This is a genomic window from Ktedonobacter racemifer DSM 44963, assembly GCF_000178855.1.
In the GTDB taxonomy this organism is placed as follows: Bacteria; Chloroflexota; Ktedonobacteria; order Ktedonobacterales; family Ktedonobacteraceae; genus Ktedonobacter; species Ktedonobacter racemifer.
Map to the genome: position 1 here is coordinate 1,485,649 of NZ_ADVG01000003.1, position 15,098 is coordinate 1,500,746.

Annotated in this window: 14 protein-coding genes; 9 read left to right on the forward strand and 5 right to left on the reverse strand. The window is 54.3% G+C overall.

The annotated features are described in order from the left end of the window. The first annotated feature begins 60 nt into the window (after nucleotides 1–60). The 5 genes from KRAC_RS35485 to KRAC_RS35505 all read left to right on the forward strand — a co-directional run bounded on the left by KRAC_RS35485 (nucleotide 61) and on the right by KRAC_RS35505 (nucleotide 5,016). On the forward strand, nucleotides 61–867 hold the full coding sequence (locus KRAC_RS35485) for a DUF6585 family protein (RefSeq protein WP_007915775.1): 807 nt from the start codon (nucleotides 61–63) through the stop codon (nucleotides 865–867). A 172-nt stretch (nucleotides 868–1,039) separates the two neighbouring features. Then, the gene (locus KRAC_RS35490; protein ID WP_007915777.1) at nucleotides 1,040–1,579 is read left to right on the forward strand and encodes a GNAT family N-acetyltransferase; all 540 of its coding nucleotides are present in this window, start codon (nucleotides 1,040–1,042) and stop codon (nucleotides 1,577–1,579) included. 178 nt (nucleotides 1,580–1,757) lie between these two features. Then, on the forward strand, nucleotides 1,758–2,492 hold the full coding sequence (locus tag KRAC_RS35495) for a TetR/AcrR family transcriptional regulator (protein WP_007915779.1): 735 nt from the start codon (nucleotides 1,758–1,760) through the stop codon (nucleotides 2,490–2,492). A gap of 2 nt (nucleotides 2,493–2,494) precedes the next feature. After that, entirely contained in the window at nucleotides 2,495–3,427 is a 933-nt protein-coding gene (locus tag KRAC_RS35500; RefSeq protein ID WP_007915781.1) for an ABC transporter ATP-binding protein, read from the forward strand. Beyond that, nucleotides 3,424–5,016 carry an ABC transporter permease gene (locus KRAC_RS35505; RefSeq protein ID WP_007915783.1) on the forward strand — a complete coding sequence of 531 codons (1,593 nt, stop codon included), beginning with the start codon at nucleotides 3,424–3,426 and terminating at the stop codon, nucleotides 5,014–5,016. Before KRAC_RS35500 ends, KRAC_RS35505 begins: the two co-directional genes overlap by 4 nt. Before the next feature lie 47 nt (nucleotides 5,017–5,063). Here the strand turns inward: KRAC_RS35505 and KRAC_RS35510 are convergent, their stop codons facing one another. Next, complete coding sequence (locus tag KRAC_RS35510) at nucleotides 5,064–6,110, reverse strand: quinone-dependent dihydroorotate dehydrogenase (RefSeq protein ID WP_007915788.1); 1,047 nt, start codon at nucleotides 6,108–6,110, stop codon at nucleotides 5,064–5,066. A 167-nt stretch (nucleotides 6,111–6,277) separates the two neighbouring features. On the opposite strand from KRAC_RS35510, the gene KRAC_RS35515 reads away from it, so the two are divergent. Further along, complete coding sequence (locus tag KRAC_RS35515; RefSeq protein ID WP_007915789.1) at nucleotides 6,278–7,576, forward strand: dihydroorotase; 1,299 nt, start codon at nucleotides 6,278–6,280, stop codon at nucleotides 7,574–7,576. A 229-nt stretch (nucleotides 7,577–7,805) separates the two neighbouring features. Beyond that, the gene (locus KRAC_RS35520; protein ID WP_007915790.1) at nucleotides 7,806–8,282 is read left to right on the forward strand and encodes a hypothetical protein; all 477 of its coding nucleotides are present in this window, start codon (nucleotides 7,806–7,808) and stop codon (nucleotides 8,280–8,282) included. A 79-nt stretch (nucleotides 8,283–8,361) separates the two neighbouring features. Here the strand turns inward: KRAC_RS35520 and KRAC_RS35525 are convergent, their stop codons facing one another. The 4 genes from KRAC_RS35525 to KRAC_RS35540 form a co-directional block, all read right to left on the reverse strand. After that, nucleotides 8,362–9,528, reverse strand: coding sequence for a GNAT family N-acetyltransferase (locus tag KRAC_RS35525; RefSeq protein WP_007915791.1), 1,167 nt, complete (start codon nucleotides 9,526–9,528; stop codon nucleotides 8,362–8,364). Between the two features lie 41 nt (nucleotides 9,529–9,569). Further along, on the reverse strand, nucleotides 9,570–10,175 hold the full coding sequence (locus KRAC_RS35530) for a response regulator transcription factor (RefSeq protein WP_007915792.1): 606 nt from the start codon (nucleotides 10,173–10,175) through the stop codon (nucleotides 9,570–9,572). A gap of 34 nt (nucleotides 10,176–10,209) precedes the next feature. Beyond that, nucleotides 10,210–11,394, reverse strand: coding sequence for a sensor histidine kinase (locus KRAC_RS35535; RefSeq protein WP_007915794.1), 1,185 nt, complete (start codon nucleotides 11,392–11,394; stop codon nucleotides 10,210–10,212). A 216-nt stretch (nucleotides 11,395–11,610) separates the two neighbouring features. Further along, complete coding sequence (locus KRAC_RS35540) at nucleotides 11,611–12,309, reverse strand: hypothetical protein (RefSeq protein WP_007915796.1); 699 nt, start codon at nucleotides 12,307–12,309, stop codon at nucleotides 11,611–11,613. A gap of 373 nt (nucleotides 12,310–12,682) precedes the next feature. Here KRAC_RS35540 and KRAC_RS35545 point away from each other — a divergent pair, with 373 nt between their 5' ends. Then, entirely contained in the window at nucleotides 12,683–14,110 is a 1,428-nt protein-coding gene (locus tag KRAC_RS35545; RefSeq protein ID WP_007915798.1) for an APC family permease, read from the forward strand. An 18-nt stretch (nucleotides 14,111–14,128) separates the two neighbouring features. Next, nucleotides 14,129–15,088, forward strand: a complete 960-nt coding sequence (locus tag KRAC_RS35550; RefSeq protein ID WP_007915808.1) for an acetamidase/formamidase family protein — start codon at nucleotides 14,129–14,131, stop codon at nucleotides 15,086–15,088. Nucleotides 15,089–15,098: the final 10 nt, after the last annotated feature.

The window sequence follows — 15,098 nt, forward strand, 5'->3', positions numbered from 1 at the left end:
TCTCTTTATAAGTAGCTCTGGTAACAAGAGAGAGGCATTTTCTATAAAGGAGTTTTACATATGCAGGCATCCTCATCTATAACAAATGATCCCCTCCTTCTTGGCTCTCAATATGAGTTAGGTGATCTGAGAGCTACCTATAAACCATCAACCACATGCATGATCATCGTGCTTGCAATATTTGTGGCAATGGGCGTTCTGGCGATACTTTTTAGCATGGCCTTTGCTTTTACTATGAATAGCTTTTTTCCACTGATCGTGACGGCCATTGGACTAATTTTTGTTATTTTTCCAGGTGTAGGTATTGTTCAAACCTATCGGAATCGTGTATTGCGTGTCTTTGTCTATGATGCTGGTCTGCTCTATCTGGGGCGCACATCTACCCAGGTTGTACGTTGGCAGAATATCCAGGTCGTGTGGCATAATGTGATTGTGCAGACCCATACATCGACCGATGGCGAGGGGCATACAAGTACATCAACAACATACAAGCATATCTATATACTGACCCTTAATGATGGGGTGACGCTTAAGCTTGATGAGACCTTTGCTAAACTGCGTGAACTGGGCAAAACAATCGAAGTCGAGACGGCTCCTCTTCTCTTCCCCATGGCCATGAGTACCTATCAGGCATATCAGACTGTACAATTTGGGCCGCTATCTCTCACTCCCCATGCTCTCTATCATAGGAATAATATGTTGCCCTGGAATGAGCTGAAGAGTATCAATATTGATGAAAGCCATGGCAGCATCGTTATTAAAAAGCATGGGAAGCTCTTTCGCTGGGCTTCTGTCAGTTTAGGCGATGTGCCAAACGTTGAGGTATTCAGGATGCTTGTACAGCATATTACTGGCACCAGGCCATGAGAAGGTGCAATGGTAAAGTGGCACAACGCTGCTAAAGCACGCGTCTACATATAATGATACGACGCTCCCGTATCATTATATGTAGACGCGTGCTTTAGCAGCGTCAACCGAGAGTACGAGATTAATTTTTTACGCCCCGCTGTCACATTCAAAGAGAAAGTGGTATTGTAGCATGACTCCGTTTGCTGATTCGTCAATTGCAGTGGTTCCTCCGAAGGAGGAAGAGGGCATATTGCCCGAACTGATAGAGCTGTTGAAAGATACTGTGGAATCGGGCGCCTCTGTGGGCTTTATCCCGCCTTTGGGCGAGGGCGAGGCGCGCCAGTACTGGCAGGGGGTCTTCCGCAATGTGAAGCAGGGGACACATATCTTGCTCGTGGCGCGTGAGGATGGACGCGTTGTTGGTAGCGTGCAGCTGGAACTGGCAACGAAGGCTAATGCTCTGCACCGAGCTGAGGTGCAGAAGCTCTTCGTCTTGCAGAGCCAGCGCCGTCGCGGCACGGGGCGCACCCTTATGCAGGCAATCGAGCAGGTGGCACGCGAGCATAAGCGTACTCTGCTCGTACTTGATACCCGTGAAGGCGATGTCGCTGAGAAGCTCTACCGCAAAATTGGCTATCAAGAGGTCGGCGTTATTCCCGCCTATGCCCTGAACGCGAACGGCGAACTGGACGGTACCATCATCTTCTATAAAACGCTCCTGCTCGCATAAGGCTTGAAATTTTCAAGGGCAGAATAAAAGGTCAGGTTATCTGGAAGCGCTGCTTCCAGATAACCTGACCTTTTATTCTGCCCTTGACTTTTAGCCTCCAAAGGTTATACGCTATGACTTGTTAAGCATGATGACTAAATTTGACTATTTGGTCATGGGAGAAAAAAGGAGATAGAGATTGCCGAGTTTAGATGAGAAGGAGCAGGAGAGAGGCGAGGAACGCTCACGACGCCAGGCGCGTGCGGATCGTATTCTAGATGCCGCGAAGGAACTGTTACAACGCTGGGGATACAAGAAGACGACAATTGACGATATCGCGAAACAGGCCAATGTGGCGAAGGGAACAATCTATCTGCACTGGAAGACACGTGAGGCACTCTTTGAGGCGCTGCTGGTACGTGAGTGGCTGTCCGTCCTCGCGGAACTCCGGCAGCGGCTTGCGAGCGATCCTACTGGGGTGATGCTCAGTTCTTTGACCAGGCACCTGGTTTTGATTGCCGTTGGCAATTCATTGTTTCGGGCTGTGCTGCTACGTGATACCGAGACGCTGGGCGACTTGATCCACTCCAGTGGAGGGCAAAATCTCGTACAAATCCGCCTGGGAACATCTATGCCATATCTGGAATTGTTACACGATAATGGCCTGTTGCGTACCGACATCGATATGGAGACGCAGATTAAGATGATCTCGGCTATCAATATCGGTTTCTTTGTCGCAGACAGGTTCTTGCCGCCAGGCTCTCACCTGGCGCCTGATGAACTGGCGGAGGCGCTCGCGCTAACTCTGCATCGTACCTTTGAACCGGAAGAGTCTCCTGCTCCCGAGGCCCTTGATAAGGCAATGCAAATCTTTAATCAATTACTGGACCAATTTGCCAACGCTATCCAACACCAATATAAGGAGATAGAATAGTCATGACAATTGCGATTGAAGTCGCTGGTCTGGTCAAAGCGTTTGGCCAGACGCGCGCGCTGAATGGACTTAATTTGTCCGTGCGTGCTGGTGAAGTGCATGGCTTCCTGGGTCCCAATGGAGCCGGAAAAACCACGACCCTGCGTATATTGCTCGGTCTGCTGCGTGCTAATGCTGGCTCAGTTCGGCTGCTCGACGGAGACCCGTGGGAGGATGCTATCAAGCTGCATCGCCGTCTCGCCTATGTGCCCGGGGATGTCACGCTGTGGCCCAACTTCTCTGGTGGTGAGATAATTGATCTGCTTGGCCGCTTGAGAGGTGGACTTAATCCTCAACGCCGTGCGGAACTACTGGAGCGATTTGAGCTTGATCCAAGGAAAAAGGCTCGTACTTACTCGAAAGGGAATCGGCAGAAGGTTGCCCTGGTCGCGGCGCTGGCTTCCGATGTGGAGCTTCTCATTTTGGATGAGCCAACTTCCGGTCTCGACCCACTGATGGAGGCCGTGTTCCGTGATTGCATCGCGGAGGAGCGCCGGAAAGGGCGTACTGTCTTGCTCTCCAGTCACATTCTCGACGAGGTGGAAGCCCTCTGCGACCGGGTTAGCATCATTCGCAATGGTCAAACGGTGGAGAGTGGGGCGCTGTCCGAACTACGCCACCTCACACGAACCTCACTCAGAGCTGAACTGGCGACGGCCCCATCCGGGTTGGCCGAGTTGCCCGGCGTGCATGACTTGCGGGTCGAGGGGAGCCAGGTGCGCTGCGAGGTAGATACCGCTGAGCTGAACGATGTGCTGCGCTACCTTACCTCGGTTGGCCTGCGAAGCCTGGTAAGCCAGCCACCGACCCTGGAGGAATTGTTCTTGAGACATTACCAGACGCAGGAATCGGCGGACAATGGTTCGCGTAGCAGGTCCGTGGAGATATCTAAATGAAGACACTTGTTGGCACCGGCTCGCTGATCCGCTTGATCTTGCGGCGGGACCGGCTCATACTACTCATCTGGATCGTGGCGTTGGCAGCACTCACGGTTGGAGTCGCGGCAGCCTTACCCAAAACGTATCCCACCGTTGAGGCGCGCCAGGCATTCACCAACGAGACGACAAACAATCCAACGGAGATCATAATGATAGGACCCGTGTTTGACCCATCCATTGGCGGCCTTACAGCGTGGCGAACACGAGGCTGGGGCTTGCTTGGATTAGGCCTGGCAAGCCTGCTTACGGTCATTCGTCATACTCGCACTGAAGAGGAATCTGGCCGACGTGAACTATTGGGTTCGACTGTGGTTGGTCGGCACTCGGCCTTATCGGCCAGCCTGATCGTGACGCTTGCCGCTAACCTGATGGTGGCCGCTCTTATCGCCTGTGGATTGTTTGGCCTGGGTCTTCCAGCCTCCGGATCTATCGCGCTTGGATTATCGTTCGCCGCCGCCGGGTGGATTTTCGCCGCGCTGGCAGGCGTCATAGTTCAGTTGACGACAAGTGCTGGAACAGCCAGGGGAATCGCGGGTGCCTTTCTGGCCCTGTTCTATGTGTTGCGTGCCTTAAGCGATATGCCTGGCGCCTCCTGGCTGGTGTGGCTGTCGCCATTCAGTTGGGCTGAGGGGGTGAGGCCCTTCGCTCACGAATCCTGGGGCTTATTCGCACCTATGATTGGCCTTGTCATCATACTCATTGCTGTGGCCTATGTACTTGCCTCACGACGCGACCTTGGCGCTGGCTTACTGCCATCACGGCTCGCCTCTGCTACGGCCTCACCAGGCTTGCGGAACGCCCCTGCTCTGACCTGGCGACTACACCGGGGGACGCTACTTATCTGGGTTATCGCCTTTGCCGGGTTTGGTGCGGCTCTAGGTGGTGTTGCTCAGGGCGCGACAGAGCAGTTGAACGCCAGTAGCCAGCTCAACGCGCTGATTACTAATGTGGGCACTAACGCGCGCCCGGTCGATGGCTTTTTTGCCCTGATCATCTATCTACTGACCCAGGCACTCTCAGTGTACGCGATCCAGACCACGTTACGATTGCGCTCTGAGGAGACGGCAACGCATGCTGATCTTGTCCTGGCCACCCCAGTTAGTCGTGTACAGTGGGTAACCAGTCACCTGCTTCTGGCGTTTGCTGGTCCAGCGGTCGTATTGGGCGCGCTTGGCCTGGCGATGGGCCTTGTATATGGAATGAGCACGGGCAACCTGGCTTATGAGCTTCCTCGCCTCTTGCTTGCCACACTCGTACGGCTGCCATCAGTCTGGGTGCTGGTTGGAATTACGATGGCCTTATATGGCTTCTGGCCTCGCGTGGCAGGGTTCCTGAGTTGGGTTATACTGGCGGGATTCCTGGCCCTGGAACTACCTGTCGAGCTGCATTTAGCAAGCTCATTCTTATTGATCATTTCGCCGTTTGTCTACGCTCCCCGCCTGCCAGCCGCGCAACTGAGCATCGCGCCTCTCGTCGGCCTGGTCTGTGTAACCGCGATACTCACCCTCGCCGGGTTGCTCGGCTTCCAGCGCCGGGATGTTAGATGAATAGCCTATGGGCGTGGACCGACGCGTGCTTTAGCAGCGTCAGAAGCCTACTTCTTGTCCAGGCTTTTATTGATCTGTTTGACGATGCCGGGACCTTCGTAGATGAAGCTGGTATAGATCTGGATCAGGCTGGCGCCCGCGTCAAACATACTCCTGGCGTCGTCTGGACCGAAGATGCCGCCGACGCCGATGACTGGAATCTTACCGTCTAGCGTCTGGCAGAGGTAGCGCACGATCTCCAGGGAGCGTGTGTGCAGTGGACGCCCGCTCAGTCCGCCAGCCTCGCTGGTGCTGCGCGTCAGGCCCTCGCGCGCGAGGGTGGTGTTGGTGGCGATGATGCCCCGAATGCCACGCGCCAGGCAGACTTCAATGACGTCGTCGATCTGCTCCTGGGTGAGGTCGGGCGCGATCTTGACCAGGACTGGCTTCGGTGTTGTTCCCTTCTCTGATGAGATGCCCTGTGTCTCCTGGACGACGGCGTGGAGCAGGCGATCCAGTGGCTCTTTATCCTGGAGCTTGCGCAGGCCGGGCGTGTTGGGTGAACTGACGTTGACGGTGAAGAAGTTGGAGAAGTCGTGCAGTTTGCGTAGGGAGTAGAGATAGTCTTCAATGGCCTCCTCTTGAGGCGTAACCTTAGATTTGCCGATGCTCCAGCCAATGGGAATCGAGGGACGAGGAAGTCGGGAGAGTCGCTTGGCAACGGCGTCGGCTCCATCATTAGGAAAACCCATGCGGTTGATGAGGGCGTCGTTCTCTGAGAAGCGGAAGATGCGTGGCCGCTCATTGCCGGGCTGGGCATAGCGCGTGACCGTTCCAGCTTCGATAAAGCCAAAGCCCATCGCGGCCAGCGCCGGAAGCGCAATCCCATTTTTGTCTACGCCGCCCGCCAGGCCAACCGGATTGGGAAAATGTACGCCAAAGACATCGCGTGCCAGGCCGGGTGAGTTGTACGCGTTGGCTACCTCGATAGTCTTGAGCAGAGCTGGATAGTGAGAGATCCAGGCCAGGCGGTCCATCAACCAGTGGTGCGCGTCCTCCGGGTCACCAGCGGATAAACGATACATAACAGGGCGAATAAGGGATTTATATAGCATGAGCTCCTATCTCTCCAAACTCATCAAGCAATAGAGCAGCGTTTCAAGTATAATGGTAATTCAAGAAATGGGCAATAGGAGGTGAGTGTATGGGTTCTGTTTGCTAGCTGGAGGCCAGCAAACAGAACCCATACACTCACCTCAGGTATAGAAGGAGAGAGATGGGTATGTTGATTCGTCATGGGCTTGTGGCCTCGACATATGCGCCGACGCGGCTCGATATTCGTGTGCAGAATGAAAGTATTGTCCAGATTGCGCCCGAACTTACGCCTGAGCCGGGTGAGGATGTGATTGACGCCGAAGGCCTGCTGGTTCTGCCTGGTTTTATTGATACGCATGTGCATTTTCGTGATCCCGGCGCGACCCACAAAGAGGATTTTTATACGGGAACAATGGCCGCGCTGGCGGGCGGTGTGACTACTATTCTGGATATGCCCAATACACAACCGCCAACCGATAGTCTGCCGCATCTGACCGAAAAGGCCGCCATCGCTGGCTCCAAGGCCGTGGTCGATTATGGTTTCTACCTTGGCGCGACCGATACCAATATCGAAGAGGCCGCCACCATCGCGCGCGAGGTCGCGGCCATGAAGCTCTATATGGGTTCCTCCACTGGCTCGCTGTTAGTGACCGAGTTTTCTCCCATCTACCGCCATTTCTCGACCTTTCCCCTGGAGAAACCCATTGTTGTTCATGCTGAGGACGAGCAATCGCTCAAGTATTTTGGCGCGTTAGGCCTGCAAGACCATAACCAGGCGCGTCCCCCCGTCAGCGCGCAGATCGCTTTGAGCCGAGCTATTGCCATCGCTGAGAAGACCGGACGGCGTCTCCACGTTGCGCACACCACCACCCAGCGTGAGATGGAACTGATTCACGAGGCCAAGCAGAAGGGGGTACGCGTCACTTGCGAGGTCACGCCTCTGCACCTCTTCTTGAACGAGGAGGACCAGCATCGCCTGGGCAACTTTGGCAAGGTCAACCCACCCTTGAGAAGCAAAAGCGATCAGGCGGCGCTCTGGCGCTACTTCAACATCGTTGATACCATCGGTACCGATCACGCTCCCCATACCCGTGAAGAGAAGGAACAGCCGTACAGCAAGGCACCATCGGGTATGACGGGTGTGCAGACCATGCTTCCCCTGCTGCTCAATGCCGTAAGCCAGGGCAAAGTCAGCCTGGAGGCTGTCATTGAACGCTGCGTCGTCAACCCGGCGGAGATCTTTGGTCTCAAGACCAAGGGCGCGTTACAGGTGGGGAAGGATGCCGATATTGTCCTGGTCAATCCCGAAGAAGAGTACGTCATTAGCAACGAGCAGATTCTCTCGCGCTGTGGCTGGACTCCTTTCGCTGGAACGCATATCAAGGGCAAGATCCAGCGCGTCTTCGTGCGTGGTAACCTGGCTTATGACCAGGGGAGAGTGCTTGTCCAGCCTGGCAGCGGCAAACCAGTCGCTTACCAGGGATAGATGGGGGAGCGGGGTAAGATGTGAGGGATAGCTCTTCATATAAGGAGCTATCCCTCACACTTTATTTGCTCCTTGACACACGTCAATTCATGATATATATTTACCTCGCAACAAGGTCATCCCAAAAAGGGGTGGCCTGTTTTGTTTGGAAAAGACGGAAAAGAAGGCACTCCTGTTTTGACAGCAGGAGTGCCTTCTTGTTGTCACAAAAAAGCAAAGGAGCGTTTTGATGACCTCTAACCACGTTTCTATCGACACCCTACCAGCGGAAGAGGCCGCGAACTGGCTACAATCACACCTCACAACCTGGACAGCATATGCCTGCGCTCTGGCGCAACAGGGGAAGCTCAGCCCGGAAGATGCGGCGCGCCTCTTTATGCAGCCAGTGTCGCTCACGGCTGGAGAGCAAGCCGACGCGCAGGTACTTGAGCGCCAGGCCAGGCAGAGCGCCACAGTCATGGTCTTGATGCATGGTGCCAGCAATGTCTCTCTGGAACGTGAAGACGATAGCTGGCTGTTAAAAGCCGCTTTGGGCGTGCTACGCGATCACCTAGACTCCTGGCACGTAGAACTGGCCTTTTTTGCCCACTGGCTAAACGAACAGGCACGCCTCGTGGGCCTGGCGAAGGGCATCGATTATACGACCTGGCTTGAGGGCGATGTATTGCACATGCGCTTAAGCTTGCTGGAGGCTGGCCAGGTCTAAAAGTATGTTTGTCTGTAGAGCCGATGCTACTTTCGTACGCACCTACAGCCTGAATGAGGTGCGTACGAAAGTAGCACGCTTAATATCTGCTATATAGGTAAGGGAGCTGTGGCGTGAACATGGTACGTAAGCGCACTTGTAGCTCAGGCGAGGAATCGCCCCATTCGCGTAGGGCGAAGGTCTCGGGATCGTGTGTGCCATAGACCAGGGCGGTAAGGCCCTGAATAGTTAGCTGGCAGTCAGCCTGAGTGGTGGCGTTGACATGCAGAGTGCCGTCGATGCTGGCGAAATGGTAGGAGCCGTTGTTCCAGGGGCAGATGGGATCGCTGATGCGGGCGCTAAACTCTCCCGCTCCGCAGTTCAGGCCGCCTATGCCTGCCACCGTGATGATGCGTGCCATGGGGGCCTCTTCTGCCTGGATCATAGGGCGCAGGTCGGGGAGCCAGGTCTCGGGGAACTCCGTGGGTGGCAGGTGGAGCTTAACGTGTTTGACCTGGTCGATATGGCGGGCGAACCAGGCGAGTAGCAAGTATTTGCCGGGGCTATCGTCGTAGAAGAAGCAGGGAACCTCCATCTCTCTATCCTCCTCTTCACCTGTAATAGTGTAGAGCATCATCGCACGTGGCTCACCACCGATGGTTGCGGTTGCTTGCCAGGAGGTATGTCCATAGCTCTTGGCTGAGGGATCGAGGGCCATGCCGTGTGTTTGCTGGTGCTGATGAGCCAGGTAGGCTTTTTGCGTGCTGAATCCATCACTATTTGAGGTGAGCTCTACATGTCCCTTGAGCTCTTTGCGCAGGAGTGGCGCGAAGGACTCAGCGGGGATGCGTACCGTGCGTGTTTGGGGGAATGTCGTATAGCCAAGGCGGTCGTAGAAGGACTCGCGGAAAGGGTAGAGATTAGAGAAAGGAATGCCCGCCTCGTGCATGTGATGCATGAGCGCGTTAAGTATCTGTCGCGAGTATCCGTTGCGCCTCGCCGCAGGATGGGTCACCACGCCCCACACAGCAGCGTTTGGGTAGAGCTTGCCGCGCACGTTTTGTATCATGGTGGAATAGGCCACACAGGCAAGAGGTTTTTCTTCGCGGAAGAGGCCCAGGATAGCCGCGTTTTTCATATAATCAGGCTGAGACCATTCCTCAAGCGAAGGGAGTGGTGGGGTGGACCTGAAGGCATAGCTCATAAGATCGCGTGAAACTATGAAGCGCTCGTCATCTGTAAGCTGGCGGATCGTGACCTGGCTCAAGGGTTGTCTCCTTTAACTTTGCCTATTTGTTTTAGAATGCATTAGAGCCAGCCCTTTTGTTCGGCCTTACGAGCGGCTTCGATGCGGTTGCGTACACCTAACTTCTGGATGGCGACCGAGAGATAGTTGCGTACAGTGCCTTCGGAGAGAAAAAGTTTAGCAGCGATCTGGGCGATGCTCGCACCCTCGGTAGCGGCGGCCAGTACAGTGCGCTCTCGCTCTGTAAGTGGATTGCTTCCCTCGCTGAGGGCGGAGAGGGCCAGAGTTGGATCAACAACGCGCTCGCCAGCCATGGCGCGGCGAACCGCTGTAGCGAGTTGAGCTGAGGGGGCATCTTTGAGCAGGAAACCTACGACACCGCTCTGCATGGCCTGGCGTAGATAACCAGGACGCCCAAAGGTTGTGAGAATGAGTATGCGACAGGAGGGTAATTGCGCATGTAGAGAGGCGGCAGCGGTAAGTCCATCACATCCAGGCATCTCAATATCAAGTAGGGCGACATCAGGTTTACTCTCAAGTGCTTTAGGAAGCACTTCATCGCCGGACCCCGCTTCCGCTACAATCTCGATATCACCTTCTAGCGTGAGCAGGGCCGCGAGCGCACCACGTACCATGGCCTGGTCTTCTGCTAACAGTACGCGAATCATAGTGAGAATTCTCCTCGATATTCTTATAGTCTAATCATGACGTGGGTAGAGAGACTGTGAGGTGGAAGCCGCCTTTGAGGCCTGCTCCGGCTTCACATGTTCCACCCAGGGCTGCCACGCGCTCAGTGATGCCATGCAGTCCGTTCCCTTTGCTAGCGTTGCCTGTGGCTGGGCCGTCATTAGTAAGGATAAGACGTATCTCATGAGGATGCTGAGAAATACTTAAAGTGCAGTGTTGAGCCCGGCTATGTTTGATGACGTTGGTGACTCCCTCACGTATCACCCAGCCCAGAACGGCTTCAATGGTGGCTGGAAGCGTGTGAATAATTTTTTCGTCACCCTCGTAGTTATAGACGATACCTGCCGCGGCTAAAATCTCCTGCGCCCCCTGGATCTCGCTGGCAAGGGTGGGTTGGCGATAGCTGGTGACGGCCTGGCGAACCTCTTGCAGCGTCGTCCGTGCAACTTGCTCTATATCCTTGACTTCAGTCGTGGCTCGCTCAGGCGCCATTATTAGCAGGCGTCCCGCCAACTCGCTTTTAAGCGCGATGAGCGAGAGGCTATGGCCTAGCAGGTCATGTAGATCACGAGCTATGCGTAGCCGTTCATTCATTACAGCCAGGCGCGCGATCTCCTCTCGTGCCAGGCGTAGCTCCCGGCGAAGCGTCAAGGACCAGACAATGGCCCTCACGACATAGCCGACCACGATGGTAAATATGATTGATCTGCCAATGCCTATCCAGGCGAAATGCACCAGCCAACCAGTCCCCACATTTAACAGGACGAGCAGGATCAGTATCAGCGTGGTTTGACGCGTAGGAAAGCGCCCTCCGACATAGGAAGCTGTGAAGATGAAGAAGTCAAGCCAGTCGCTGGGATCGCCATGCGAGACAAGCGGGAGCGTGAAGCTTAAGGCGGCCATGCCTACCAGAGGTAGCCAACTCCAAACGTGACTGCCAGGCGTTAGGGTTACCTCTCCCGTGAGGCGTTGGGCGTTCACCAGTGTCTCTCTAAGATAGAGCGTGAAGAAGAGTGCCACACCGAGGAAGCTAATAAACAGGATCGGTATCGGTGGATGAGCCAGGTAGAGGCCTATTATGCCTGGGCTGAAGAAAGGCAACCAGATTACCCAGATCAGCCATAAGAGATAAGGTGAAGAGCCAGGAGCCTTCTCAATCGTCTCTCTCTCTGAGCTTTGAATTTGTTGCGAGTCTAGCAAACTTCTGAAGCCTCCTTGCTACATAATGCTTAGCTTTATTTTACACTATCCGCATGAAAGAGAGAGTACTCTTTCTAGATGAATGAGGTGGCCAACATTTACTTATGATACGAATTTACGTGTATGTAGCTTCAGAGAAAGCAGGTTGGTGTTGGTTCCGGACGTTAGTCCGAAGCTCACACCAATCTGCTGCTACTAATGATTCTACTGATGTGCTTAGCCGCGAGCAATCGCTGCTTCTTGAGCCTGTGTAGCCAGGTTTCTGGCTCCCTTGTTCATGCGGAAGAGCAGTGTGATAGCGGCGGCAATAGTCCATACGTTCTGAATCATCAGAATGATGATAACTATGAGTAGGAAGGCAGTATTAAAGAGTCCCAGAGCACCCATAACCTGGAAGAGGATGCCAAGGCCGATGGCCAGGTAGCTAAAGGCGCGTGGGAGCAGGCGGGTGTTCCACAGTGCCAGGCCTTGCATCAGGAAAAGCGAGGGCGCGAGCAGAAAGACGTGAATAAAGGTATTGGTCAGATCAAAGCAAGTTTGCGCAGCTTGCAAATGACCATTGTCCCCAGACATAACAGCTCCAATCTCAAAGGTTACCTCCGCGAGCGAGAGGGCCATAATGACGCCCGCCGTCAGGAGAGTCATACGCCCAAAGAAGCGTTGCGATGCACCAGCCAGGTGAATAATAGCCAGGCTGAAGATGATGCTGAGCAGCGAACCAATGGCTTGTAGCCAGGCATCAAAGAGAATGGTGCTATGGTATTTGATGCCAAAGGTCTGTAACTGCGCGATGGTGGAGTTGGCGGCGGGTAGGGGCATAAAAGTCCACGGGGCGGCGAAGTAGGTCGTCAGGGCGATGGTTCCCAGAATGCCGCAGAGCGCGACCAGGATGTAGGTTGAGCGATGTGTGGTCATGATGAGTGCCTCCTTGCTATATAAGCGTATAGATGTTTGTTATGGAAATGTTGAATTGCCAGAGTGTCGTATGAGGTCTGAAGACTCTATGCTTCAGGCATCCTCGACAGTTCTAAGTGTAGCTGGAGGTGCTTTTTTCCGGTAGTGAAGGGTGTCATAAGTGCCTTATGACAAATGTAATAAGCATCAGATAGCAAATGCTCTCAACCCTGATTTTAAAAGCGTGTTTTGTTGAAACTGTACAAATCTAAAAGATATAATTATGCCTATAGCTTGGTAGCCTCTAGAGGCAAGCGTATGCAAATGTGCAAACCGCCTAACCTGGCTTATGTACATAGTATGCATTTATCTTGAGAAGGAGCGTTAATCATTTATGGAAACTTCTTCTGCCAAACCCTCGGTGCCCCAAGAGTTGCGGGCAAACACAATCGGTCTTCCAGGTGTTTTATTTCAGTCCATTACCACTATGGCGCCTGCCTCGGCTGTTTCGTTCAGCCTGGGCGCTGCTATCGCCTTTACGGGAAGCGCCTTGCCCCTGGCGGTCATCATTGCGCTGGTGGTCTGCTGCCTGATTGCCTTGAGCATTGGTTCCCTGGCCAAGCATCTGCCCTCGGCTGGTGGTTATTTCACCTATGTGGGTCAATCGCTTGGTTTACAGGCTGGCTGGCTGACGGGCTGGCTGTTTAACCTGGCCTATCTCTTGATTGTGCCTTTTCAGCTCCTGGTGCTGGGGCCGGTCGCGGACTCCTTTGTGAGTGGCCTCTTTCACGTCTCGTTGGGGTGGCCATTTTGGACCGTGGCTTTTGCGCTTCTCATTTTCGCTCTCACGATATTTGGCATCAAAATTTCTGCCGATACTGGTATCGTGCTGGGTGTCATCGAAATTGTCGTCTTCGTCGCGCTCTCTATCTGGCTGATTGCTACTTCGCCGAACAATACATTGGCGGTCTTCAATCCAGGTTCCAGTCTGCTCCCAGGCCTTAATGGTTGGCAGGGCGTGTTCTTTGGTATGATCTTCGTGCTGCTGGCCTTTGCGGGCTTTGAGTCATCGGCCCCATTGGCGGAAGAGGCGCGTAATCCGCGTCGCACGGTTCCACGGGCCATCCTTCTGTCGGCGCTCTGCATTGGTATCTTCTATGTCTTCTGCTCCTATGCAGGTGTTGTAGGCTGGGGACCGGCGCAGATCGCCAAGTATTCGGCGGACGCCGATCCCTGGGGCACAATGGCTAAGAATGTCTGGGGTGGCTTCAGCTTTATTGTGATCCTGGCTATTCTCAATAGTGCATTGGCGAATGCGAATGCAGGTGTGACGGCATCATCCCGTATGTTGTACGCCATGGGGCGTACGGGGGCGCTACCAAAGGTTCTGGCACGCCTCAACAACACGCGCACTCCGTATGTGGCGATCATTTTCGCGATGGTGATCGCCCTCGTCTTCTCGCTGCTGCCGGGCTTTATTTATGGTACAACCACGGCGTTTGCCCTGCTGGGTACCATACTGACCCTGCCCATCATCCTGGTGTATATGGCTACCTGTGTCTCGGTGCCTTTCTTCTATCGCAGGCGTTATCCAGAGGAGTTCAATATTCTGCGCCACGTGATTGTGCCGCTTATTCCCTTTGTCATCCTCTTGTTTGTGTTGTATTTCCAGTTTGTGCCCCTGCCAGCGGCACCCCTGAACCTGGCTGGCCCCATCGTGGCGGTATGGCTGGTAGTTGGAATCATCATCGTGGCTGTGCTGACAAGGAGTGCTCCTCATCTGTTGAAGGAGAGCGACAGCATTACCGCCGAAGTTGAATAAGAAGGACGGTTACGCATTATGACAACGGATTCCGGAAAAAAGGCGAGGCGTACGATTCACCAGCACCAATGGCACCAGGCCTGGGATAACAGCATACCCCCGCTGGCCACTATCCAGTCGGGCGAAGAGGTCTTCTTCGACCTGCTAGATGCCTCCAATGGCGAAATAAAGCAGGATAGCACGGTTGACACCCTGCGGACGCTGGATTTTTCACGGGTGGACCAGGTCAATGGGCCTATCTATGTTGAAGGGGCCGAGCCCGGCGATACGTTGGAGGTCGAGATGCTCGACTTGCAGCCAGCTAGTTGGGGTTGGACCGCGAATATTCCGGGCTTTGGCCTGCTTGCCGACGAGTTTCCAGAGCCTGCGCTCAAAATCTGGGACTTGAGTGCTGGAGCGGATGGTTGGGGCGAGTTCGCGCCTGGTATTCGCATTCCCTTGAGCCCCTTCTGTGGTGAGATTGGCCTGGCTCCTGCTGAGCCTGGGGCCTTCTCGACCATTCCACCATATCATCATGGCGGCAATATGGATACGAAGCATCTCACGAAGGGTGCACATCTCTATTTGCCCGTGCAGGTTCCAGGAGCGCTTTTCTCCATTGGCGATGGGCATGCCGCCCAGGGCGATGGCGAGGTCTGCGGCACCGCTATCGAAACGTCTATGAGGGCAACCGTTCGCCTCACGGTGCATAAAGACAAAAAGGTCCAGCAGCCACATTTTCTGACCGCCGGTCCCTTGACGCCACGTACGAATACCGATAGGTATTATGCTACCGATGGCATCGGTCCCGATCTGTTGGAGGCCACACGCAGTGCCGTGCGCCATATGATTGAGCATCTACACACCACTTATGGCTTATCGCGGGTGGAGGCCTATATGCTCTGTAGCGTAGCCGTTGATCTCAAGCTCTGTGAAGTAGTCGATATGCCTAACTTTCTTGTGGGAGCTTTCCTTCCCCTGAGCATCTTTAGCAAGTAAGCACTAAATT

Excerpts from the sequence above, each read along its gene's own strand:
- KRAC_RS35485 (WP_007915775.1), top strand. The coding sequence starts at position 61 with ATGCAGGCATCCTCATCTATAACAAATGATCCCCTCCTTCTTGGCTCT.
- KRAC_RS35490 (WP_007915777.1), top strand. The coding sequence starts at position 1,040 with ATGACTCCGTTTGCTGATTCGTCAATTGCAGTGGTTCCTCCGAAGGAG.
- KRAC_RS35500 (WP_007915781.1), top strand. The coding sequence starts at position 2,495 with ATGACAATTGCGATTGAAGTCGCTGGTCTGGTCAAAGCGTTTGGCCAG.
- KRAC_RS35505 (WP_007915783.1), top strand. The coding sequence starts at position 3,424 with ATGAAGACACTTGTTGGCACCGGCTCGCTGATCCGCTTGATCTTGCGG.
- KRAC_RS35510 (WP_007915788.1), bottom strand. The coding sequence starts at position 6,110 with ATGCTATATAAATCCCTTATTCGCCCTGTTATGTATCGTTTATCCGCT.
- KRAC_RS35515 (WP_007915789.1), top strand. The coding sequence starts at position 6,278 with ATGTTGATTCGTCATGGGCTTGTGGCCTCGACATATGCGCCGACGCGG.
- KRAC_RS35520 (WP_007915790.1), top strand. The coding sequence starts at position 7,806 with ATGACCTCTAACCACGTTTCTATCGACACCCTACCAGCGGAAGAGGCC.
- KRAC_RS35530 (WP_007915792.1), bottom strand. The coding sequence starts at position 10,175 with ATGATTCGCGTACTGTTAGCAGAAGACCAGGCCATGGTACGTGGTGCG.
- KRAC_RS35540 (WP_007915796.1), bottom strand. The coding sequence starts at position 12,309 with ATGACCACACATCGCTCAACCTACATCCTGGTCGCGCTCTGCGGCATT.
- KRAC_RS35545 (WP_007915798.1), top strand. The coding sequence starts at position 12,683 with ATGGAAACTTCTTCTGCCAAACCCTCGGTGCCCCAAGAGTTGCGGGCA.
- KRAC_RS35550 (WP_007915808.1), top strand. The coding sequence starts at position 14,129 with ATGACAACGGATTCCGGAAAAAAGGCGAGGCGTACGATTCACCAGCAC.